Origin of the sequence: Limosilactobacillus sp. WILCCON 0051, from assembly GCF_039955095.1 — a bacterium.
Classification (GTDB): Bacteria; Bacillota; Bacilli; order Lactobacillales; family Lactobacillaceae; genus Limosilactobacillus; species Limosilactobacillus allomucosae.
Genome location: NZ_CP154878.1, coordinates 753,781 through 774,781, shown reverse-complemented (window position 1 = coordinate 774,781; position 21,001 = coordinate 753,781). Strand labels below are relative to the sequence as shown.

Here is a 21,001-nt window from a genome sequence, read left to right as displayed (position 1 = left end):
TTCGTCAATTAACGAATTACTTCAGTTGTTCCTTGACTTCAGCAGCCAGGTCGCTTTGCTTCTTTTCGATACCTTCACCGACTTCGTAGCGGGTGAAGCTCTTCAGCTTGCCACCCTTGGATTCAACGTATTCAGCAACCGTTACGTCTGGGTCCTTGACAAAGTCTTGGTCTGCCAGGCAGATTTGGGACAGGAACTTGTTAAGACGGCCTTCAACGATCTTGTCGACGATCTTTTCAGGCTTGCCTTCGTTCAGCGTTTCTTCCTTGAAGACTTCGCGTTCGTGAGCCAGACGATCAGCTGGAACTTCTTCGCGCGTCATGAATTCTGGGTTAACGGCAGCAACGTGCATGGCAACGTCCTTAGCCGTTTCTTCGTCAGCGCCTTGCAGAACGACCAGCGCAGCAATCCGACCGCCTTGGTGCAGGTAAACACCAAAGTTGTCGCCGTCTTCCTTGTTAACAATGGCGAAGCGACGCAGAGAAACCTTTTCACCAGTCTTTTGAGTCGTGGAGATCAGGTCATCGTTCAGCGTACCGTTGGCCGTCTTGGAAGCCAAAGCAGCGTCCAGGTCGGCTGGCTTGTTTTCCAGCAGCACCTTGGTAACGTCAGCCAGTGATTCCTTGAATGGGTCAGAAGCAGCCACAAAGTCCGTTTCTGAGTTCAATTCAACGATAACTGCCGTGTTGCCGTCAACTGCAATGTTGGTCAGACCTTCAGCAGCGATGCGGTCGCTCTTCTTGGCAGCCTTGGCAATCCCCTTTTCACGCAGCCAGTCCATTGCCTTGTCCATGTCGCCATCACTGGCAACCAGGGCCTTTTTAGCGTCCATGATTCCGGCACCGGACTTCTTCCGCAGTTCCATTACTTGCTTAGCTTTGATTTCAGCCATGAGTACGTCTCTCCTTAAAAATAGTTGTTTTTAATGAAAAAGGCTGTTTTGCGCTTAGGCCAAAATGGTCCAAACTGCAAAACAGCCCAAGCGTTAACTAATTTGGTTAGTTGTTGCCTTCAACGCTGTTCTTCAGATTTTGCAGATCGTCTGAAGAAACTTCCTTTGGTTCGTCAGCAGCTTCAACGACTGCTTCGGCTTGCTTGGCATCGTCTTGGCCTTGCTTGCCTTCGATGACAGCATCTGCCATCTTAGCCGTGATCAGACGAACGGCACGAATAGCATCATCGTTGGATGGGATGATAACATCAACATCGTCAGGGTCAGTGTTGGTGTCAACCATGGCAACGATTGGAATGTGCAGCTTTTGAGCTTCCTTAACAGCGATTTGTTCCTTGTGTGGGTCCACAATGTACAAAACGTCTGGGATGCGTGGCATGTCTTCAATACCGCCCAGGAAACGTTCCAGCTTTTCGCGTTGCTTAGTCAGCACGGAAACTTCCTTCTTTGGCAGTACGTCGAACGTACCATCTTCGCTCATCTTCTTCAATTCCTTCAGGCGAGCAATCCGAGATTGGATCGTCTTCCAGTTGGTCAGGGTACCACCCAGCCAACGGTGGTTGACGTAGTATTGACCTGCACGCACAGCTTCTTCTTCAACAGAGTCTTGTGCTTGCTTCTTAGTACCAACGAACAGAACAACGCCGCCCTTAGCAGCAACGTCCTTCATGTAGTCGTAGGCAGTGTCGATCATCTTGACCGTCTTTTGCAGATCGATAATGTAGATGCCGTTGCGTTCCGTAAAGATGAATGGCTTCATCTTAGGGTTCCAGCGACGAGTTTGGTGACCAAAGTGGACACCGGCTTCAAGCAATTGCTTCATGCTAACAACAGACATGAATCATACCTCCAAATAGTTTTTTCCTCCCTGTCGTTCATCTGTCAGGGGCACCGATTTGGCACTTCCTCTGACATCCCGCCAGGTGTGAATTGGGCATTTAGCACCGACTGATAGTATACAAAAAAAGGCCTGCCACCGCAAGCCTTTTTTCTTCAATTATTTGAATTAGTCAAACTTAACCAGCTTATCAGAGGTTCCCGTTTCGATCAGGTCTTTGTTGGCTGACAGACTGAACTTAACCATGTTCTGAACGGCAATATTGGTGTAGAAAGCCGTGTGTGGCGAAATCAGAACGTTTTCACGCGAATTGAGATTCCAGAATTCTGGATAGGTCATATTCTTGCCCACCATGTTGTGGTTAAAGACTTTGGTTTCATCTTCCAAAACATCCAATGCTGCCCCGGCAACCTTGCCAGAGTCAAGCGCATCGATCAAGGCCTGCTCGTCAATCAGCGGACCACGCGATGCATTGACGATAAAGACGCCATCACGCATCTTGTCGAAGGCTTCTTTGTTCAGCATGTGCTCAGTGGATGGGAACAGCGGAATATGCAGCGTAACCACCGTAGCCTTGGCATAGAGCTCATCTAAAGTGTCAACGTAGAGACCTTCTTTTTCCAGTTCAGGGTTGTGGTAAACGTCATAAGCAATTACTTTGGCGCCAAAGCCCTTGTAGATATCGATTGCAACCCGGCCAATGTGACCAGTCCCGATAACGCCGACCGTCTGCTGGTTCAGTTCTTGAGAAATCTGTGGTGCCCAGCGGAAGTCGCCACGTTCAAACTTGTGGAAGTATTCCTTGGTCCGCCGCAGCAGGTTCATCAATTGCGTAACGGAAAATTCCGCGATGGCAGCTGGTGAATATACCGGTACGTTGGTAACCTTAAACCCATACTTCTTAACCGTAGCTGGGTTCATGTTGTCAACCCCAACGTTGCGCAGTGAGACATTGTGAATGCCATAGGAGTCGAGCTTTTCAAAAACCGTGTCCGTGTATGGCTTTTGCTGATAGACAACAACGCCGTCAAAGCCCTTGGCCATCGCAACCGTTTCATCATCCAACAGCTGGTCGGTGATTTCAACGTCAACTTCGGGATTTTCTTGTTCCCATTCCTTAACGAAAGGTTTTTCATCTTCACGAATACCGTAAGCTAAAATCTTCATTGATTTCATACCTCCGATTGGCTTAGTTATTTTTCATCGTGTCTCTAGTATACTCCAAAAGCTCAAAAGCAAACAAATTTCCTGGCGATCGTTTATGAAAGCCGTATCAATACGTCCGAAATACCAAGAAAGCGTTTCCAGGTGCCTCATCAGAATCAAATCGATTGCTCAAAAAAACACGATGTCGCTAAAACATCGCGTTTTGCTTATCATGCCAAGCTGACCATTTTATCGCTGGCACCCGTTAAAATCAGCTCCCGATTGGCATCCAGGCTCTGCTCAACCATATTGCGCACGGCCTCATCAGTATAAAAAGCAGTGTGTGGCGTAATCAAAACGTTCTCGCGCTGATTTAAATTATCAAATGCTGGATAGTTGGACGGCTGATTGGCCATATTCTTGTTAAAGATCTTGGTCTCATCTTCCAGGACATCCAAAGCCGCACCGCCAACCTGACCACTGTCTAGAGCCGCAATCAAGTCCTGCTCATCAATCAAGGACCCCCGCGACATGTTAACGATCAAGACGCCTTTTTGCATCTTGGCAAAAGCATCCCGATTGAGCATGTGGTAGGTTGACTTAACGGCCGGCACGTGCAAAGAGATCACCGTCGATTCCTTATACAGTTCATCTAAAGAATCAGTAAATACGCCAGCCTTAACCAGATCTGGCTTAGGACGGTGATTGTAGACCATCACGCGAGCACCAAAGCCACGGCAGATATGCGCCATTACCCGGCCAATGTGCCCAGCCCCGACAATGCCGACCGTCTGTTGATTAAGCTCTTTAGAAATATTTGGAGCCCAGCGATAGTCGCGCTTGGCAAACTTAGCCTGGTACTCTTTGGTCCGCCGCAAAAGATTCATCAGCTGCGTGACGCCAAATTCAGCAATCGCAGCTGGCGAGTAGACCGGCACGTTGGTAATCTTAAAACCGTATTTAACGGCAGCCTCAACGTCAACGTTATCAATACCGACATTGCGCAATGAAAGGTTGTGAATGTTCATTTCATGCAGCCGTTTTAAAAGCTCAGCCGAGTAGCTTTTCTGCTGGTAGGCAACCACGCCATCGCAGCCCCTGGCCAGTTCAGCCGACTCAACGTCCAGCAGCTTGCCGGTACAGACCAGTTCCACGTCTGGATTGGCCCATTGCCAGTTTTCGACATAAGGGCGTTCGTCTTCACGAATCCCGTACGCAATAATCTTCATATCTCAAATTCCTCCACTACATAAACAAATCTTGATCTCCAAAAACCGATTATACAGACAGATTTGCTTGAATGGAAGAATCTTTAATCAAATTTTAATATTATGAGCATGCAGATAAGCGATTTTCTTAGCTCGCGACTGATGTTTAAAATGCCATTCCGCACTCAGCGCATCATGCTGATTGTCAAACTCCTCATAATACAAAAGCTTAAGCGGATGACGCTTCTTGGGCCTGGTATACTTGGCTCCTCTGCCGGACTGATGCATCGCAAACCGGCGCCAGACATCCGTGGAATAACCACCATAAAGCGTGTGATCCGCACAATAGAGAACGTAAAAATAATAATGCTGCTCAGATATTTGAGCCATTAAGCATCGCCTGCACTTCCGGACCGTACTCGCCATCTTCACCCGCTACGATCAACGGCGGCATAATCCGCGTACCATTAGGCTTGCCGTCTTTAATCGCCTCGATCAGTACCATATTTGCTTCCATGCCCGGTTTGGGATAGACGAACTTGATCCGCTTGGGCGCCAATCGATGAGCCGTCATTGTCGCTAAGATTTCTGGCAGGCGGTCCGGTCGATGAACCAGATAGCCGCGTCCATTCATCTTTAAAAGGCCGCTCATCCGATCACAGACCATTGCCAAATCGATCGTCAATTCATGACGGGCAATGGCCAGATAGCGATTAGGATTTTTTTGACTAGCCGGCGCATTCTTAAAATAAGGCGGATTGCACACTACCACATCGGCTCGATCCTTGGCTACGTATTGGTAGACGTTGGCAACATCATCATTGATCACCTCATAGCGGGCCGTCAGATCATTTAAGGCAACAGAACGCTGAGCCATGTCAGCCAGCCGTTCCTGCAGCTCGATCTCATAAAAATGGCCCCCCAGCTTATGATGCAAAAACAGACCGATTGCGCCATTGCCGGCACACAGGTCCACGATTTTGATTTGCTGGCGCTGATTGGGACGCACAAAATCTGCCAGCAAGACGGCATCCAGCGAAAAAGCAAAGACCTCGCTGGATTGAATGATTCGTACCCCTTGCGCACTGAGCTGATCAATACGCTCATTTGGCTTTAGCTGAACGGTTGTCATATTTTCCCTCACTTGATTGCTGTCATTTGATTTAACATGTTTTCGAATTATGCTATGCGTTTGTTTGCTTGCATGTTTGGCGACGGTTCGTCATACTAAATATAAATTACTTTAAAAATTGGGAGTTGTTTAAATGCTCTATGATTTCTTGGTTCATCTGGTCAATCCGCTTTTGACGCTGTTCAATGGCCGGCCCCAGATTGAACATAAAGATCGCCTTCCTGAGGGCAACTATATTATCGTCGCACCGCATCGTACCTGGATGGACCCGGTTTTATTGGCGCTGGCCGTTTATCCTAAAAAATTTACGTTCATGGCCAAAGAAGAGTTGTTTAAAGGGCGCCTTGCCAACTGGTTTCTGCGCAAGCTGGGCGCCTTTCCAGTCAACCGCAAGAACCCCGGCCCCTCTGCCATCAAAACCCCGGTCAGGCTGCTGAAAAACAGTGATCGCTCAACCATCATCTTCCCGACCGGCTCGCGCTATTCCAGCAAGATCAAAGGCGGCGCGCTGATTATTGCCAAAATGGCCAACGTGCCGCTGGTGCCTGCCGTCTACCAGGGACCATTGAAGCTAAGCGGCATCTTTAAACGGCAAAAGCGCAAGATCAGTTTTGGCGAACCGATCTATATTGACCGTAAAATGCGGCTGACCGATGAAAATCAGCAGGAATTGGAACGACAGATGCAGACGGCGTTTGATCAGCTGGATAACGAGCTTGATCCCAATTACCACTACTATATGCCAGAAAAACCCAAAAACGATGACTTTTAATCAGGCTCATCATTTTTGAATTATAATTTATCCTGGCAATCAGCTGACCAGAATCAGTTCCAGCTCGTGATAATCTGGGTCTTCATCAACACTAATCAAAAAGGATCGATGCAGGGCACCGGTCCTTTTTAATTGTTATTTGCCTGCTTTACGAGCTTGAGCCTTCATCGCTTGCATCATTTGGTGCAGTTTGCGATCTGAAGGTTTTTGGCCCATTTGCATCATCATCGTCCGCAGCATATCTTCAGAAATTGGCGGATTGTTGCGCAGGTAGTTTTCCATGTATTTCCGAGCGCCAAAGAAGCCAACCAAAAGGCCAACCAGCAGCGCCAGGATGATCAACATGATACTAAGCCCAGTACTCATGGATATTTCCCCCTTATTTTAGATAACGATACTAATGTTACACGATATCTGCGTCAAATAAAAGGCGCATTCGATGAATTAATCATTGAATCAGTCGTCGCGCAGCCCTTTTTTACGTTGAATCTGCCGAACTTTTTCCGGCGTAACCTCTTTGCCATCCTTATCAAAGATCCGCATCATCTCAATATTTGAGCGAAAAGCTTCCCGGAAATTTTTCAGATATTGATCGCGCAGCTGTTTGCGTTCTGCTTTTTCGGCCGCGGTCAGTCCTTCTGCTTTGTTTTTGTGTGCCAGCTCATTGATTCGTTTGAGCAGCTTTTCTTGTGCTTGTGAATCAGCCATAATTTTCTTCCCCTCTGCCTTAAACAGCGATTTTTACGTTACTTAGTGTAGCGAACGCCGCATTATTTAGCAAGCAATCCGCGCAGTCAAGTTTCAACGAACGTATGTTTGAAAATGTTTGGCAAGTATGATATAATTGCTCCAAATCTGAAAATGAGGTGGCAACATGGTAAAAACAGCAGCCAGCAAGCAAATGGCCGTTCTCAGCTACATTCATCAACAGGTCGCCACTCACGGCTATCCGCCAACCGTTCGCGAAATCTGTAAAGCTGTCGGCCTTTCATCTACATCTACCGTTCACGGGCATATCAATCGGCTTATCAAGAAGGGGTATCTGCAAAAGGATCCTTCCAAGCCGCGTGCCCTTGAGATTACGCCCGCCGGCATGGACGTCTTGGGAATTGCGCCAAAGCAGGAAAAAATTCCATTACTAGGGATCGTTGCTGCCGGTGAGCCGATTCTCGCGGTCGAAGATGCAACCGATTATTTCCCGATCCCGCCTTCGATTCCGGACCATAACGATCTGTTCATGCTGCAGATTCAAGGCAATTCCATGGTCAACATGGGGATCTTAAACGGCGACAAGGTCATCGTTCGTAAACAGGATACTGCTAAAAATGGCGATATCGTAATTGCCATGAATGATGACAATGAGGCTACCTGCAAGCGTTTCTTCAAGGAAAACGGTCATTATCGCCTACAGCCGGAAAACGACACAATGGCCCCAATCATCTTGGATCAGGTAACTATTTTAGGCAAAGTCGTCGGGCTTTTTCGCGACAGCATCTATTAAAAAAGAGATGGGAGTTTCCCATCTCTTTTTTATTCCTGATTCTCATCGGCAGCAGATTTTTGACTGCTGGCAGTTACTGCATCAGTAGTTTCAAGCGCATGACCAAGCTGTTTTAAAATCATTTGCCAATCATGGTCCGGATTTTTTACCTTACAGGAGACTTCATCCAAATCTACGCGCCAGACATGAACCTGCTCAACCATCGCTTCGGTTAGCGGGTGCGGCATTCTGGCCACGTAATGATGCATCATTACGGTTAAGGCATGGACCTTATCAGCCGCATCAGTCAGTTCTTTGACCACCCCTTTGCCAATCACGCTGCGAAAACGGGCACTAAAAGCACTGTCCTGCAGCGCGGGAAGCAGCTGATAGTCAGTTTCCATTTCAACACCGATATGTGGGTTGGCCTGCATCAAACTGGCGCGCTGACCAGCCGCATTTCCATGAAAGTAAAGATGAAAATGCTGGTGCTCATCCAGCTCATAGCCAAAGTGGACGGGAACGACATAAACCGAATCACCATCCTGCACGCCCAGCCGCGCTATATCGCAATGCGCCATTACCCATTCAACCGTCATCGGATCAAAATAGATATCATTTCTCATCAAAAAGCGCCTCTTTTATAATTGTTTTTTAATAAATTATAAAAAAGGCAATGACGAATTGCAATCTCAGTCAGCTTGAAAACTTTACAGCTGCTGCTTATCAACGTATTGGCGCTGATGATTCTTTTGACCGGCTAAGACGAAACGAGCTGGGTCTGCGTTGATATCGTACTCAACGTCTGCTTTGTTCATTCCCAGCTGATCGTTGAATTGCTGCTCATAGGCCGCAATCGAGATCAGCTGGCGTTCGCTCAGATCTCCTGCCACGTTGCTCAGCTGTTCTTGATAGCCAGGCTGCAGAATCCCGCTGTAAAACTCGCCTTCCGCACCTGATCCGTAGCTGAACAGACCAATGCGCTCCCCGGCCTTTAGATCAGGATCATTTTGCAAAAGCGACATCAAGCCGAGATAAAGCGAGCCGGTATAAAGGTTGCCCACGCGACGACTGTAGTTTTGGCTGGCCAGCAGTGCCTTGCGCAGACGCCAGGCCGTTTGATCATCGCGCTCGCCCAAAACGGCTTCCAAAGCTTTTTTGCCCATCTTGGTGAATGGCAGATGAAAAGCGATTGCCGCAAAATCATCCAGCTTGCGATCCGTCAATTTTTCATAGCGGCTCAGCGTATGCTTGAAAAAGTCAATGTAGACATTGGTCGAATACTTGCCATCGACCATGGCCTCGGTAGCATAAAGCGGCCGCCAAAAGTCCATCACGTCTTGCGAATAGGCAACGCTGGTCCGTTCAATCGCCAGGATCCGCGGTGCAGCCGTAATCAGCATGGCAACGGCACCTGCTCCCTGCGTAACCTCGCCAGCCGTCTTTAAGCCATAACGCGCCACGTCGGCTGCAATTACCAAAACCGCCTTTTCTGGTTCCAATGCCACCTGTCCTCTGGCAAACTGAATCGCAGCCGTTGCTGAATAACAGGCTTCCTTGACTTCTACGGTCCGTACGTAGTCATCCAGATTCAGCAGCCGCTTGATGTAGATTGCGCTGGCTTTGGAGTTGTCGATTCCCGATTCCGTAGCAACGATCACAGTGGCAATGCGTGCTCGATCACGTTCATTCAGCAGCTTGTCGGCAGCAGCTGCTCCCAGTGTCACGATATCCTGCGTAGGTGGCAAAACCGCCTGCTCACTTTGGCCGATGCCAATCAGATATTTATTAGGATCAACGCCGCGAACTTTTGCTAATTCCGCCAGGTCAATATATTCTGACGTTGTCGCAAACGCCATCTTATCAATTCCGATCTTCATCTGCACTCACCTAGTCCACATCGGCAATCGGATTTTCTTTGGTCAGGTAGTGTGGCGCGCTCGGCTTTTGACCAAAGTAGTGTTCAATCAGCTTTTGCAGCTCATCCATCGCCTCATGCGTCCGTAGAATCTGATCTTCATTAACTGCTTCCATAACGATGACCACGTTTTTAGAATCACTGGTCAGCATCGTGCGTTGAGCATCACGCCAGTTTAGACTGCGGCAGACCGCACCCTCATCGTCATAATAGATGATCTCGCCTTCCCGAGCCGGATCATCCTTGTCGGCACCTACCGGCTGGAAGCTTTCGCCGCCTTTAGCCTTGCCCAGATGCATGTCACCGGCAATCTTGTCACGGTCTTCAATGCCAACCGGAACGCCATAGCGCAGTGAGATGCTGTTGTAGACGTCAACCAATGGCTCGATCGGCTCAAACACGTGTCCTTGGCTGGCTCGTTTCAACAGCGCCTCAATCGATGCCCGGGCGCCTTTACGCTTAGGGAACTTAGCATAGGCATCACGCCACTGAGCAACGACTGGATTTTCACGGAAGGTTTCTTCTTTGGTGAACTTGGCTGATTCGGCAGTCGCCTGCTTTAACAGTTCAGCTCGTTCCGCCTTGTTTTCATCAGTATCATGATTGTCGATGCCATCAACGTACATCACGGCAATCTGCGCTTCTGGAAAGACTTCCCAAAAATTGTCATCTACTACGACACGCTTCATAAGAAAAACTCCTTCATAATCAAATATCTTTATTATATACGTCCAACACCGCTAATAGTCTCTTTGACCGCCCGACTTAACAAAATCCCAGTCTTTTTCCAGATTTTGCCGCATCCGCTGCAGGTAGTCATGAGCCTGTTCAGCTTCCTGGGGAGAAAAGCCTTGTAACGCCACCTCATTGGAATGCTCATTTTCACGAATAATAAACGGGTACAGTTCAGCACCTTTTTTCGTAACGTACATTCGCTTGATGCGGTGATTGGTTGGATCAGAACGCCGAATGATCAAGCCGTTTTTTTCCAGCTTGGCAACTGCCCTGGCAATCGTCGTTTTATCCATCAAGATTAATTTTGCCAAATCTCGTGCAATAATTCCAGGATGCTCATAGATTCGAACCAGATATACGAACTGACCGCGTGCCAGATCCAGCTTCTTAAACTCAGCGTTGGCCATGGCATCCAAGGCTCGTGATGCCATTCCCATCTCGCGTAATACATCGATCAAAGCTTTCCCCCCTTTCTCTTTCAAGATTATATCGATTATCGGTTGTAATTGCAACTTTAAACCAAAACATGAAAATTATTCACGAATTTTCTTATAAAATTTCAGATTAGGGGTTTTCTTTTACACGGCAGTATAGTAATATAATTAACCGTAAGGAGTGCCGACATTCACTTCTTTCTTGACTACCAGCTATTTGGTGCGATTCCGTTTCTTTAAACTGCGGGGAATCGTCATCTGATAGCTTTTTTTATTTATACATATCAATCACTGATCAACTCTAATGAGTGCCAACCTGCCAAAAAGTTCACTCAATAAAATCATTTTGAGTACAAAGCGGCTGGACTTGTGAAGAAAATCAGCTCGGCAGCGGTCGCAAAAACTGAAATTACCTACTTTGCACCGATTTTTGGCAAAAAGTAGGTAGCTGTATACTCATTCTGAAGTGCAAGAGAAAATCCGGACAAACTTTTAAAATTAAGCGGCCAACTGTTGATTGCGATATTCAACTGGACTCAGACCGTCTGTTTTTAAAGAGATACGAATATTGTTGAAGAACATAATATAGCCGTTTACCAGGCGCTTGAATTCCTCGATGTCACGAACAAGGGGACGGCCATTGAGCAGTTCAGTCTTTAGAAGATGGAAGAAGCTTTCTACTGGCGCGTTATCGAGGCAGTTAGCCTTCCGCGACATGCTTTGGGTAAAGTGATGATCGGCTAGTTTTTGGGTATAGTAAGGCAGCTGGTAATGCCACCCTTGGTCAGAATGAATGATCGGCCGGGCATTATCAGGCAGGTTTTGCAATAATTCATCAAGCGTATCAGTGATTAGTTTACGATTTGGATGGTCGCTGATCTGACAGGCCAGTACTTCTTTGGTGCCCTCATCAACCATTACTGAAATATAAACTTTTTGTTGATTAGCCAGTTGGGTCTGCGTGATATCGGTGTGAATGACTTTATAAGGCTGGGTTTCATCAAACTTTTGCTTAAGCAGGTTCTTGGCGGTTTTTCCAACGGTTCCGCGATATGAGGAATACTTGCCGTTGCGATTCTGATTATAGATTGCGACTTGAACCTTCAACTGAGCCATTAGTTTACGGATGGTTTCGCCAGCTAAATGAGCGTTACGCTGATCCAGTTTCTTCTGAATGCGCCGATAGCCAGCGGTATAGCGATCGCGGACAACGTAGCTTTGGGCGATTTCCATTATTAGTTTTTTGACGTTGACGTATTTATCATATGGATTTTTCATACGTTCGCATTCATCGTAATAAGATGAGCGCTTCAGATCGATTCGTGCTAACAGATCGCCAATCTTATAACGCCGCTCTTTGGGAAGTGTTTTTTGATATGCTCTGATCTCGGTCACTATTTTCGTTTTGGCTTTGACGCTGAGGCCTTGACCAGAGCTTGGACTTTTTTTGCGATGTCACGATCCATTCTGGCGTAGTAGAGCTCCTTCTTGGTTTTATCAAGTTCGGCTCTTAAGCGGGCGATTTCAGCCGCCATTTCATGCTTATTACGATCTTCCTTCGTCAGTTGTTGTGTTTCTTTTTGCTTATGCTCCATGGTTTTCGCTGCCTTCTCTTTCTGAGATGCCAAGGCTTCGTTGCCGTATCTTTGAGCCGTGTTTTTCCAGGAGCTGACCTGAGTAGGACGTACATCAAATCTTGCGGCAACTTGTTCCAAGGTTTCCTCATGAGTTTGATAGTAGTCTACCACATCTTCTTTGAACTTCTGACTGAATTTTCGTTTGTTGGGTTGGGTAATGATCTTTCCTCGAAGCCGATAGTTGCGGATCCACTCGCCAACCCGACGAGGATCAATGTCATATTGCCTGCTTAATTCGCTAATACTGATATCATTTTTGCGTTCAAGGTATTCATGAACGATTTTGCTTTTTAACTCTGGACTGTATATATTCATAAAATATCACCTGCAATTACTAAACTCTTTGTCCGGTAATTGTAGTCCACTTCATTCTGGCGAATTTTACCTACTTTACGCTCTTTTTTGCCGAATCGTAGGTAAAAATGCATATTTTGGGGATGATTGGAATTGACCAATTTTGTGATTTACCTACTAATCTGTATTTTTTGTTAAATTGTAGGTAAAGTTAGGGAAACCAAATCCGATATACATTATTTTTTACCTACTATGCATCATTTTTTTGAAAAAAGTAGGTAATGATTTTCTCATCATATGTTTTATACAGATTTTTTTGCATAAAACTGTAAGCAAGACTGCACAGAACACTGAGCAGCTTAACGTCTCTGTCCAAGGCTGCGTCAAGTTCAGCCTGGCTACTTAAAAAGCGCTGGCGGTCACGATCTGGTTTGTGTCTCTTTGATCGCCGCATTTCGCCAGTAAAACTGTAAAAAACTCGTTTGATCCGCCATAACGCGCGACCAAACGAGTTTTATTTTAATCAAATTTAAACTTTAAGATTGTCCATCGTTGAATTCAGCAGCTGATCGACCGTAACGTTGCCGTGACTGTTGGCATGTCCCTTGGTCCATTTAAAGCGCAGCTGCTTGAATTTTGGCAGCAGCACGCTTACCTCGGCCCAAAGTTCTTGATTGGCAACCGGCTTGCCGCCAGAAGTCTTCCAGCCGCGCCGTACCCAACTATACAGCCACCCTTTATTGATCGCATTTAAAACGTATTGCGAGTCGAGAATACCTTCAATCGGCTCGTTTTGCAGATTTAACTCAAGCAGACGCTGCAGACACTTTAAAAGCCCCATGACCTCCATGCGATTGTTGGTAGCACCCAATTCACCAGCCGTATCGGTGATTTTTAAACCATCCTCAAACCGAATCAGATAGGCCCAGGCTGCTAGATCATCTTGGTGAACGTGATCGCCCCGTCGATTGCCATGATTGCGTGAACCGCCATCTGTATAAAAAACGATCGTCGGAATAAATCGGGGGCCTTGTTCTTCGCCGAATAGATCCAGGCTGGTCTGCGTTGCATGCTTGACGGCCCGCGGCTTGCTCTTTTCCGGCTGCTGCAGCCATGCCAAAGCCTCTTCTCTGGTCATAAATCCCTTGAAGCGCGCATTAGCAAAGCCAGCAACCTGTTTTTGGCATTCCGGCCAGCTGGTGTAGATGCCGGGCTTTTTGCCACGGCGCACGGCATAAAACTTTTTTGAAGCCAAATCAATTCCCCCTGCTATTGTTCTACTGAAGCGCCAGAAACCGCGTCCTGCGTCTTGTCCGGCGTCTGGATGTCGGCAAGCTGCTCGCCTTTTTGCAAACGATTGGCATGGATTGAAGCCGCCGATACGCCATCAATTATTTTACCATCAACTATCCCATGTTCAAAATCATGGGCTTCGCAAAGCTCGCAGATCCGCTCAACGTCCTCGGTAACCTGTAGCGCTCCCAGGTACTGATTTTGAGCATCACGAATTGCATAATAGCGAATCAAAACACGATGACCGCCAATAACCTGTGGCGATTCAACCACATCTTTTGTGCCGGTATGCAAAGCTTGTCAACCACCATCGGCTAAAGTCGATGGCTTGTGGGCAAACACCCCTGTATTGAGTATCCGAACCACAATTTGCATAGATACGGACGATTTACTCAAACAGCCGCAGTTGCTTGAGCAGTGATCATCTAATTACCAATGCCTTTTACATTCCCAGGTTGCCATAGGAATGAGCCTAGCTTTTTGACTAGGCTTTTTGTTGTTTCTGGAGCCCTTTTTCTAAAATATTCAGTGCTGCATTGTAATCACGGATATGATGAACATGGCACTTTGGACATACCCATTCACGATCTGCCAGTGTCAGCTTTTCGGTTCCGTCACTTCCCATTACAAAGCCACAGTCATAACAGGTTTGGGTCGTGTTTTTAGGGCTGACCGTGATAAATTGACGGTCATAAAGGTCGGCTTTGTATGACAACATCCCCAAGAAAGACCGCCAGCCAACATCACTGATGCTCATTGCCAAGGCATGATTTTTTAGCAGATTCTTACTCCTCAATTCTTCGGCTACAACGAGATCTTGGTTCTTGATCAGTGCTGTAGACGTGCGTTGGAGAAAATCATGGCGGCGGTCAAATACCCGTGCATGGATCTTAGCGACTAACAAGCGCTGCTTCTGGTAGTTTTTGCTTTCTCGCAAGGAACGCTGCTCTTTTTTAGCCCGGCGCTGGCGGCGTGAAAGAGTGCGCTGTGCTTTAGCTAATTTTCCCTTGATTGTTCGATAGTAGCGTGGGTTAGCGATGGTTCGACCATTACTGGCAGTCAGAAAGTTTTCTGTGTTTAGGTCAATGCCAATTTGCCGATTAGTGCGGCTAAGCTTAGGAACAAACGGTGTATCCGAACCTAATTGCAGCGACAAAAAGAATCGATCGGCAGCATCTTTGGAAATGGTTACCGTACCAATGCGTGTTTCGCCTTGACGATCCAATAGTCGCTGCTGAGCGCCTTTGATCCGCAAACGTCCTAGTTTGGGCACCACAATATGTTTATGGTCTTCAAAGCAGACGGTACCGTTGTCTAGCCGGGCCGTCTTTTGTTTTGGATATTGACAGTTGGTCTGGTATCGCCAGGCATAGCTTTTACGATGAAATTTTGGCACACCGGCTTCATGAATCTTGCGAAAAGCGTTCCAAGCCTTGTGATAGTTTTGAATGGCATTAGCCTTAGCAAGACTGTCAATACGCTTATCTTCTAAAAACTGGAAATGATTTGACATCTGCTTAGCGTTTTGACGAAGCTTTAGCTGTTGGATCCGATCTTGAACCGTATCAATCGACAGTTTTACTCGGTTTAATTGCCAGAGCTCTTTACCGATCGCAACCATCTCATTATAGACGAAACGACTGGCATCGCTGTTAACCTTGATTATTTGTTTCTGGTAATCACTCGGATAGATGCGAACCTTCAATCCATAATGATATTCTAACTGTGCCATTGACTTCATTTTTTCACCTCCTTTAATTGGATTATATCATCAGCTAATGACTATAACGATTGAGGTGTTCTTAATGACTAAAGAAAAGATTCAAGACGCAGTTTATACTCGCCGTTATATCTATAATTTCCATTACCATTTAATCTGGGCAACCAAGTATCGTCCCCAGACCTTCGCTACTAAAAAACTAGCCGATGAAATGAAAGACATATTGCGAATGGTTGCAAAAGATAACGATATTGTGATGGAAAAGCTGGAAGTCATCCTGGATCATGTTCATGTGCTGATCAGTTTTCCACCTAGCAAGGCGCTCAAAGGAATTTTTCTCAAACGACATCCAAAAATTCGACAATCTGAATATTGGGGTGGACATTTATGGTCGCCTAGCTACTACATGAGTACGCTTGGCAATATGAGCAAAGACGTCGTAGGAAACTACATCAATAATCAAAAATACAATGCGCTTCAAAAAGAACGTCTTAAGGAAGCCTATCCATCCCACGACTAAAGTCACGGAATTTTCGGCTAGACATAATTAAAACCTGCTTGACCAGCGGCTGCACGGACTTAGGATGACAGCCCAGCACCGAATGCGTCAAGCGTTTCTGCAGCCGGTCGTTGTCGCGCCACGGGTTGGGCGAATACCAGACATATTCATCATTTTTGTTAACGTAATCCAATTCATATGGCATGTGGGCAAAAATTGCCATGGCTTCTTTTAGCGTTAGCCGGCCGCTAAAAAACGTGATTGCACCACGTTCAAAAGTCGGTTCTGTGCACATATCAACCATCCTCTCAAAATCGTTCTTAATTTATCTTAAAGGTAACCGTACCAAATCGCAAAGAATGCTAAAATAAAATTAGAATTAAAGCAGAAAGGGATGATTGTATGCGCAGACATCATCAACAATCAGCAGACGCTAAAGATGAACAGATCGAGCACTTCAATGCCGCTCCTGATACCGGCTTAACCAAAGATCAGGTGGCGCAGCGGACCCAGGCAGGCTTGACCAACACCGCAATCAATACAACCTTTAAAACCACGCGGCAGATCATCTACAGCAACACGTTTACTTTTTTTAACCTGATTTTCGTCGTTTTAGCCGTTTTATTGGTCATAGTTCGCTCATTTAAGGACATGACTTTTCTGCCAGTCATCATCGCCAACACCGTCATTGGCATTATCCAGGAATTACGATCCAAAAAAGTGCTGGAAAAACTGACAGTGCTGAATGCTGCCAAAGCGACGGCAATTCGTGATGGCAAAGCGATTCAGCTGCCGACTGATCAACTGGTTTTAGATGACATCATCGAACTGAAAACCGGCCAGCAGATTCCAGCCGACGCCCAGCTTTTAACCGGCTCGCTCAACGTTAATGAGTCGCTGCTGACTGGGGAGGCCGATGAGATCACTAAGCATCCCGGCGACAGTCTGATGTCAGGCAGCTTTGTCGTTTCCGGTTTGGCGCGCGTACGCTTGATGCATGTCGGCGCCGATTCATATGCGGCTAAGCTGACAGCCAAGGCGCAAAAAATGGATACGACCGAAGAATCAGCCATGATCAAATCACTCAATCGGCTGATCAAATTCGTCGGCATCATCATCATTCCAATTGGTGCCGCGCTGTTTTATGAATCATACGTGCATAATGGCAATCCGCTCAAACAAAGCATCGTTTCTATGGAAGCAGCCTTGATCGGTATGATTCCAGAAGGGCTCTATCTATTGGCAACCGTCGCACTGGCTTTGAGTGCCATGAAACTGGCGCAGCAGCGGGTCTTGCTGCACAGCATGAAAAGCATTGAGACGCTGGCCCGCGTGACGGTGCTTTGCGTTGATAAAACCGGAACGATCACCGAAAATCAAATGCAGGTCCAGCGCTTCTTTTCTGCTCAGCAGGCACAGGTTGATGAAAATCAGCTGCGCAGTCTGATCAGTGATTTTTGCGCGGCCATGCCTGGTGACAACTCAACGATGAAAGCCATGAAAGAATACTTTACACAGGGCAGCGGACGCCAGGCGGATCAGATCGTGCCGTTCAGCTCAGCTTGGAAGTACTCGGGCGTGGGCTTTGGCAATGAAAGCTACGTCTTAGGCGCGCCGGAAATGGTGTTAAGAGAAAGTGCCGCCAAGTTTAGCAGCGAGTTCGAGCCCTATGCCAAGCAAGGCTTCCGGGTTCTGGTATTTGGACAGTATCAAGGGCAGCTGACCAAAGCCAGTCTCAGTGCGCCGGTTACCCCATTAGGATTCATTTTGCTGAGAAATCCCGTTCGCAAGACTGCTCCAGCCACCTTCCGCTACTTTGCCGAACAAGGCGTCAAGATCAAGGTTATCTCAGGCGACGATCCACTAACGGTTGCCAGCGTTGCTAAGCAGGCACAGATCGAAGGCGCGCAAAACTGCGTCAGTGCTGCTACCTTGGCCGATGACGAATATGAAGGGGCCCTGCAGCGCTATACCGTTTTTGGCCGAGTAACGCCAGATCAAAAGCAAAAATTCGTCACTGCTCTGCAAAAGCAAGGTGAGGTCGTCGCCATGACCGGTGATGGCGTCAATGACATTCTGGCCATGAAGCGTGCCGACACCAGCATCGCCATGGCTTCAGGCAACGAGGCCACCATGAATGCCGCTCAGATGGTGCTGCTTGATTCTGACTTTGCCAAAATGCCGCAGGTCGTGGCCCAGGGACGGCAGGTTGTCAATAACATCGAACGTTCAGCCAGTCTGTTTTTGGTCAAGAACATCTTCTCACTGCTCCTGTCCATCTTTACACTGATCTTCGCCTTCAACTACCCGCTCGATCCTTCCCACATCACGCTGATCAGTCTGTTTACGATTGGGACGCCTTCATTCCTGCTGGCATTGGAAACCAATCATCAGCGCATCCACGGCAAGTTTCTGCCCAACGTTTTACGCCGCGCCCTGCCTGGTGGGATTACCGACATGTTTACCGTCGGCGTCATCGTAGTCTGTGGAGCTCTGTTTGGTCTCAGCCGCCAAGACATCTCAACAGCCTCAACCATGATTCTGGCCGCAGTTGGCTTCATGGTGCTCTACCAGATCTGTCATCCGCTCAACAAGTTCCGCAGCATCATCTTTTATGGCTGCATCATGGGGCTTTTGGTCTGCGCATCGCTGTTTGGCAGTCTGTTTGGCATCGACCACGTCTCGGCGGTAGCTCTGGGTTTTGCCTTTGTCCTCTCTTTGACGGGCGATTCAAGTCTGACGCACCTGACGCGCTGGACGGACCTGATTTACGAACACTTCTTTGCCAATCTTGGTCAAAAGCCTAAACACGCTATGCAAAAATAAGCCGAGCAACGTTTCCAGCAGTTTCGCCAACCATTTTGACGGCTGTCATCAAACAATTAAAGACGGGTCCCGCATAACGCGTGATCCGTCTTTTTGATAACTTAGAATCCTTGAGTGGAACGGTTGTAGTAGATCAGATGCTGCTCAAGCGTGTTGGGTTCAACAATCAGTTTAGTAACGCTGCAGTTTTCCGGCTCCAGAATCGTCAAGCCTGGCGCATGCGTGGCACTGGCAGCAAACGAGCGGACCGTAAAGCCATGCGTAACGACTACGACTCGCTCGTCGGGATGCTGAGCCGTAACGTCTTTAATAAAGTTCTGAACGCGCTCTTCAACATGCGCAAACGTCTCGCCATGAGCAACGGCAGCATATTCAGGGCGCACATCCTTGACAAACGTCGAAAACAATTCTGGATATTGATTCATCAGATCATCATTGGGCCGGCCATCCCAGTCGCCATAAGAAATCTCCAGTAACCGCCTGTCTTCGATGACTGGCAGCTGTGCCTCCTCATTTAGAATTGCCGCGGTCTGCTTGGTACGCTCCAAAGGCGAAACATAAAGCGCGTCAAAATCACGCAGATCAAAATTCTGGGCCAAAAGCTGCGCCTGCGCCCGTCCCTCATCAGTCAGATAGGTCTGCGGCGTATTAATGGTTCCCTGCTTAAGCCCGGCCGCATTGGCAAAGGTGCGACCATGGCGAACGATATAAAATTCGGTCATATTCTTTTCCTTTCGACTTTGGTTTTTGGTCATTATACCAGAATCAAATTTATTATTGACGTTTTTTTGCAATCAGATTATAATTTTGTTAACGATAAATAATAATTTGATGAGGAGGGAACTGAACATGCTGTTGAATAATTTTGAATTTGCACTGATGGTTTCCTCATCATGGTCTTCCTTGATTTAGAAGGCCATATTTTGCGTTGGCCTTCGCGATAAGTGAGGTCAATTCAAATCCAAAACTGAATTTGAAGGGCACTCACTTAATCAAGTGGGTGCTTTTTTAGTTTAAGATTTGGAGGAATGACAATGACTGTCTATAATTTTGCTGCTGGTCCCGCTGTGCTGCCCAAAGAAGTCTTGAAAAAAGTTCAGGCCGAATTATTAGACTTCAACAATTCTGGCATGAGCATTCTGGAAATCTCGCACCGTTCCCAGCTGTTCGTCGACGTTTATGAGGATGCCAAAGCTCGCATCTACAAATTAATGAATCTGGATGATCAGGAATATGACGTCTTGTTCATGCAGGGCGGCGGTACCACGCAATTTACGGCCGTACCATTGAACCTTGCCTATCAGCACCATCACGCCGCCTATATCGATACTGGTCACTGGTCAGAACGCGCCGTTGAGGAAGCACGCTTGATCAACGGCGTTCAGGCTGACGTTTTGGCCTCTTCCAAAGATCAGCACTACACCACGCTGCCAAAAGTACCGGCCATTCCCCAAGATACCTATGACTACGTACACATCACGACCAACAACACCATCATGGGCACGGCTTGGCAAAAACTGCCGGAAACTGATGGAACGCCGCTGGTTGGCGACCTTTCTTCCAACTTCTTGGGTCAAGACTACCCGTTTGAAAAATTCGACCTGATGTATGCCGGGGCGCAAAAGAACCTGGCTCCCGCTGGCGTCACGATCGTAATTCTGAAAAAATCGCTGCTGGGTCATGTCAAGGGACTGCCAAGCATGCTCGACTACACCAAACAGGCTGCTAAAAAGTCCGCGCTCAACACGCCGCCCGTCTTTCAGATCTATGTGGCGGGCCTGGTCTTAAAGTGGATCGATGAGCAAGGCGGTCTCAAGGCCATGGATGCCCGTAACCGTAAGAAGGCTCAGCTGCTGTACGATTGTCTGGATAACTCCAAGCTGTTTAAAAACAACGTCGATCCTCGTTATCGCTCGTTAATGAACGTGCCATTCGTAACCGGCAACAGCGAGCTGGATGCCAAATTCATCAAAGAATCCCAAAAACACGGTCTATTGAATCTAAAAGGTCACCGGCTCGTTGGCGGCATGCGGGCAAGCATCTACAACGCCATGCCATATGAAGGCGTCGCGGCTCTATGCGACTTTATGCAGCAGTTTGAAAAAGAGAATCGCTAG

Annotated in this window: 24 protein-coding genes; 5 read left to right on the top strand and 19 right to left on the bottom strand. The window is 47.3% G+C overall.

What is annotated here, in order from left to right; all coding sequences use genetic code 11:
* Positions 1-16 precede the first annotated feature (16 nt).
* From tsf to ABC765_RS03790, 6 genes are all read right to left on the bottom strand, one after another.
* Entirely contained in the window at positions 17-892 is an 876-nt protein-coding gene (gene tsf / locus ABC765_RS03815; protein ID WP_347980755.1) for a translation elongation factor Ts, read from the bottom strand.
* A 106-nt stretch (positions 893-998) separates the two neighbouring features.
* The gene (gene rpsB / locus ABC765_RS03810) at positions 999-1,790 is read right to left on the bottom strand and encodes a 30S ribosomal protein S2 (RefSeq protein WP_033935051.1); all 792 of its coding nucleotides are present in this window, start codon (positions 1,788-1,790) and stop codon (positions 999-1,001) included.
* A gap of 168 nt (positions 1,791-1,958) precedes the next feature.
* Entirely contained in the window at positions 1,959-2,957 is a 999-nt protein-coding gene (locus ABC765_RS03805) for a D-2-hydroxyacid dehydrogenase (protein ID WP_347953040.1), read from the bottom strand.
* A 209-nt stretch (positions 2,958-3,166) separates the two neighbouring features.
* Positions 3,167-4,165, bottom strand: a complete 999-nt coding sequence (locus tag ABC765_RS03800; RefSeq protein ID WP_347980754.1) for a D-2-hydroxyacid dehydrogenase — start codon at positions 4,163-4,165, stop codon at positions 3,167-3,169.
* Positions 4,166-4,252: 87 nt separating this feature from the next.
* Positions 4,253-4,534 (bottom strand): GIY-YIG nuclease family protein, encoded by a 282-nt coding sequence (locus tag ABC765_RS03795; RefSeq protein WP_347953038.1) that lies wholly within the window; start codon positions 4,532-4,534, stop codon positions 4,253-4,255.
* Complete coding sequence (locus ABC765_RS03790) at positions 4,518-5,276, bottom strand: tRNA1(Val) (adenine(37)-N6)-methyltransferase (RefSeq protein WP_347980753.1); 759 nt, start codon at positions 5,274-5,276, stop codon at positions 4,518-4,520. The genes ABC765_RS03795 and ABC765_RS03790 overlap by 17 nt, the downstream gene beginning before the upstream one ends.
* 133 nt (positions 5,277-5,409) lie before the next feature.
* Here ABC765_RS03790 and ABC765_RS03785 point away from each other — a divergent pair, with 133 nt between their 5' ends.
* Positions 5,410-6,048: a 1-acyl-sn-glycerol-3-phosphate acyltransferase gene (locus ABC765_RS03785; RefSeq protein ID WP_347980752.1), complete on the top strand. Its 639-nt coding sequence runs from the start codon at positions 5,410-5,412 to the stop codon at positions 6,046-6,048.
* A gap of 135 nt (positions 6,049-6,183) precedes the next feature.
* Here the strand turns inward: ABC765_RS03785 and ABC765_RS03780 are convergent, their stop codons facing one another.
* Positions 6,184-6,414: a YneF family protein gene (locus ABC765_RS03780; RefSeq protein WP_034540131.1), complete on the bottom strand. Its 231-nt coding sequence runs from the start codon at positions 6,412-6,414 to the stop codon at positions 6,184-6,186.
* 90 nt (positions 6,415-6,504) lie between these two features.
* Positions 6,505-6,756, bottom strand: a complete 252-nt coding sequence (locus tag ABC765_RS03775) for a DUF896 domain-containing protein (protein ID WP_033935047.1) — start codon at positions 6,754-6,756, stop codon at positions 6,505-6,507.
* A 166-nt stretch (positions 6,757-6,922) separates the two neighbouring features.
* Here ABC765_RS03775 and lexA point away from each other — a divergent pair, with 166 nt between their 5' ends.
* Positions 6,923-7,549, top strand: coding sequence for a transcriptional repressor LexA (gene lexA / locus ABC765_RS03770; RefSeq protein ID WP_033935046.1), 627 nt, complete (start codon positions 6,923-6,925; stop codon positions 7,547-7,549).
* Positions 7,550-7,578: 29 nt separating this feature from the next.
* Here the strand turns inward: lexA and ABC765_RS03765 are convergent, their stop codons facing one another.
* The 9 genes from ABC765_RS03765 to ABC765_RS03725 form a co-directional block, all read right to left on the bottom strand.
* The gene (locus ABC765_RS03765) at positions 7,579-8,154 is read right to left on the bottom strand and encodes a pyridoxamine 5'-phosphate oxidase family protein (RefSeq protein WP_347980751.1); all 576 of its coding nucleotides are present in this window, start codon (positions 8,152-8,154) and stop codon (positions 7,579-7,581) included.
* Between the two features lie 84 nt (positions 8,155-8,238).
* Entirely contained in the window at positions 8,239-9,408 is a 1,170-nt protein-coding gene (locus tag ABC765_RS03760) for a hydroxymethylglutaryl-CoA synthase (RefSeq protein WP_347980750.1), read from the bottom strand.
* Between the two features lie 10 nt (positions 9,409-9,418).
* Positions 9,419-10,135 (bottom strand): phenylalanine--tRNA ligase beta subunit-related protein, encoded by a 717-nt coding sequence (locus tag ABC765_RS03755; RefSeq protein ID WP_347980749.1) that lies wholly within the window; start codon positions 10,133-10,135, stop codon positions 9,419-9,421.
* A 51-nt stretch (positions 10,136-10,186) separates the two neighbouring features.
* Positions 10,187-10,639: a MarR family transcriptional regulator gene (locus ABC765_RS03750; protein WP_347980748.1), complete on the bottom strand. Its 453-nt coding sequence runs from the start codon at positions 10,637-10,639 to the stop codon at positions 10,187-10,189.
* A 474-nt stretch (positions 10,640-11,113) separates the two neighbouring features.
* Positions 11,114-12,010, bottom strand: coding sequence for an IS3 family transposase (locus ABC765_RS03745; protein ID WP_347953351.1), 897 nt, complete (start codon positions 12,008-12,010; stop codon positions 11,114-11,116).
* Positions 12,010-12,567 carry a transposase gene (locus ABC765_RS03740; RefSeq protein ID WP_347980000.1) on the bottom strand — a complete coding sequence of 186 codons (558 nt, stop codon included), beginning with the start codon at positions 12,565-12,567 and terminating at the stop codon, positions 12,010-12,012. The genes ABC765_RS03745 and ABC765_RS03740 overlap by 1 nt, the downstream gene beginning before the upstream one ends.
* Positions 12,568-13,075: 508 nt before the next feature.
* Entirely contained in the window at positions 13,076-13,801 is a 726-nt protein-coding gene (locus ABC765_RS03735; RefSeq protein WP_347980747.1) for a ribonuclease H family protein, read from the bottom strand.
* A 14-nt stretch (positions 13,802-13,815) separates the two neighbouring features.
* Complete coding sequence (locus tag ABC765_RS03730; protein ID WP_347980746.1) at positions 13,816-14,133, bottom strand: hypothetical protein; 318 nt, start codon at positions 14,131-14,133, stop codon at positions 13,816-13,818.
* A gap of 190 nt (positions 14,134-14,323) precedes the next feature.
* Positions 14,324-15,580: a transposase gene (locus ABC765_RS03725; RefSeq protein ID WP_347980745.1), complete on the bottom strand. Its 1,257-nt coding sequence runs from the start codon at positions 15,578-15,580 to the stop codon at positions 14,324-14,326.
* 64 nt (positions 15,581-15,644) lie between these two features.
* Here ABC765_RS03725 and tnpA point away from each other — a divergent pair, with 64 nt between their 5' ends.
* Positions 15,645-16,079, top strand: a complete 435-nt coding sequence (gene tnpA / locus ABC765_RS03720; RefSeq protein WP_347980744.1) for an IS200/IS605 family transposase — start codon at positions 15,645-15,647, stop codon at positions 16,077-16,079.
* Here the strand turns inward: tnpA and ABC765_RS03715 are convergent.
* Complete coding sequence (locus tag ABC765_RS03715) at positions 16,051-16,353, bottom strand: hypothetical protein (protein WP_347980743.1); 303 nt, start codon at positions 16,351-16,353, stop codon at positions 16,051-16,053. The two genes, tnpA and ABC765_RS03715, sit on opposite strands and share 29 nt — an antisense overlap.
* A gap of 107 nt (positions 16,354-16,460) precedes the next feature.
* Between ABC765_RS03715 and ABC765_RS03710 the strand changes: the two genes are divergently transcribed.
* Positions 16,461-18,884, top strand: a complete 2,424-nt coding sequence (locus ABC765_RS03710) for a cation-translocating P-type ATPase (RefSeq protein WP_347980742.1) — start codon at positions 16,461-16,463, stop codon at positions 18,882-18,884.
* 101 nt (positions 18,885-18,985) lie between these two features.
* Here the strand turns inward: ABC765_RS03710 and ABC765_RS03705 are convergent, their stop codons facing one another.
* A complete protein-coding gene (locus ABC765_RS03705; RefSeq protein ID WP_347980741.1) occupies positions 18,986-19,606 on the bottom strand; it encodes a histidine phosphatase family protein in 621 nt (206 codons plus the stop codon).
* A 312-nt stretch (positions 19,607-19,918) separates the two neighbouring features.
* Between ABC765_RS03705 and serC the strand changes: the two genes are divergently transcribed.
* The gene (gene serC, locus ABC765_RS03700) at positions 19,919-21,001 is read left to right on the top strand and encodes a 3-phosphoserine/phosphohydroxythreonine transaminase (RefSeq protein WP_347980740.1); all 1,083 of its coding nucleotides are present in this window, start codon (positions 19,919-19,921) and stop codon (positions 20,999-21,001) included.

What these genes read in the sequence shown, in the direction of transcription:
- ABC765_RS03725 (WP_347980745.1), bottom strand. Translation starts at nt 15,580, where the DNA reads ATGAAGTCAATGGCACAGTTAGAATATCATTATGGATTGAAGGTTCGC.
- ABC765_RS03705 (WP_347980741.1), bottom strand. Translation starts at nt 19,606, where the DNA reads ATGACCGAATTTTATATCGTTCGCCATGGTCGCACCTTTGCCAATGCG.
- ABC765_RS03755 (WP_347980749.1), bottom strand. Translation starts at nt 10,135, where the DNA reads ATGAAGCGTGTCGTAGTAGATGACAATTTTTGGGAAGTCTTTCCAGAA.
- ABC765_RS03785 (WP_347980752.1), top strand. Translation starts at nt 5,410, where the DNA reads ATGCTCTATGATTTCTTGGTTCATCTGGTCAATCCGCTTTTGACGCTG.
- ABC765_RS03760 (WP_347980750.1), bottom strand. Translation starts at nt 9,408, where the DNA reads ATGAAGATCGGAATTGATAAGATGGCGTTTGCGACAACGTCAGAATAT.
- ABC765_RS03805 (WP_347953040.1), bottom strand. Translation starts at nt 2,957, where the DNA reads ATGAAGATTTTAGCTTACGGTATTCGTGAAGATGAAAAACCTTTCGTT.
- ABC765_RS03780 (WP_034540131.1), bottom strand. Translation starts at nt 6,414, where the DNA reads ATGAGTACTGGGCTTAGTATCATGTTGATCATCCTGGCGCTGCTGGTT.
- ABC765_RS03800 (WP_347980754.1), bottom strand. Translation starts at nt 4,165, where the DNA reads ATGAAGATTATTGCGTACGGGATTCGTGAAGACGAACGCCCTTATGTC.
- ABC765_RS03795 (WP_347953038.1), bottom strand. Translation starts at nt 4,534, where the DNA reads ATGGCTCAAATATCTGAGCAGCATTATTATTTTTACGTTCTCTATTGT.
- ABC765_RS03775 (WP_033935047.1), bottom strand. Translation starts at nt 6,756, where the DNA reads ATGGCTGATTCACAAGCACAAGAAAAGCTGCTCAAACGAATCAATGAG.
- tnpA (WP_347980744.1), top strand. Translation starts at nt 15,645, where the DNA reads ATGACTAAAGAAAAGATTCAAGACGCAGTTTATACTCGCCGTTATATC.
- tsf (WP_347980755.1), bottom strand. Translation starts at nt 892, where the DNA reads ATGGCTGAAATCAAAGCTAAGCAAGTAATGGAACTGCGGAAGAAGTCC.
- lexA (WP_033935046.1), top strand. Translation starts at nt 6,923, where the DNA reads ATGGTAAAAACAGCAGCCAGCAAGCAAATGGCCGTTCTCAGCTACATT.
- rpsB (WP_033935051.1), bottom strand. Translation starts at nt 1,790, where the DNA reads ATGTCTGTTGTTAGCATGAAGCAATTGCTTGAAGCCGGTGTCCACTTT.
- ABC765_RS03740 (WP_347980000.1), bottom strand. Translation starts at nt 12,567, where the DNA reads ATGAATATATACAGTCCAGAGTTAAAAAGCAAAATCGTTCATGAATAC.
- serC (WP_347980740.1), top strand. Translation starts at nt 19,919, where the DNA reads ATGACTGTCTATAATTTTGCTGCTGGTCCCGCTGTGCTGCCCAAAGAA.
- ABC765_RS03715 (WP_347980743.1), bottom strand. Translation starts at nt 16,353, where the DNA reads ATGTGCACAGAACCGACTTTTGAACGTGGTGCAATCACGTTTTTTAGC.
- ABC765_RS03710 (WP_347980742.1), top strand. Translation starts at nt 16,461, where the DNA reads ATGCGCAGACATCATCAACAATCAGCAGACGCTAAAGATGAACAGATC.
- ABC765_RS03765 (WP_347980751.1), bottom strand. Translation starts at nt 8,154, where the DNA reads ATGAGAAATGATATCTATTTTGATCCGATGACGGTTGAATGGGTAATG.
- ABC765_RS03790 (WP_347980753.1), bottom strand. Translation starts at nt 5,276, where the DNA reads ATGACAACCGTTCAGCTAAAGCCAAATGAGCGTATTGATCAGCTCAGT.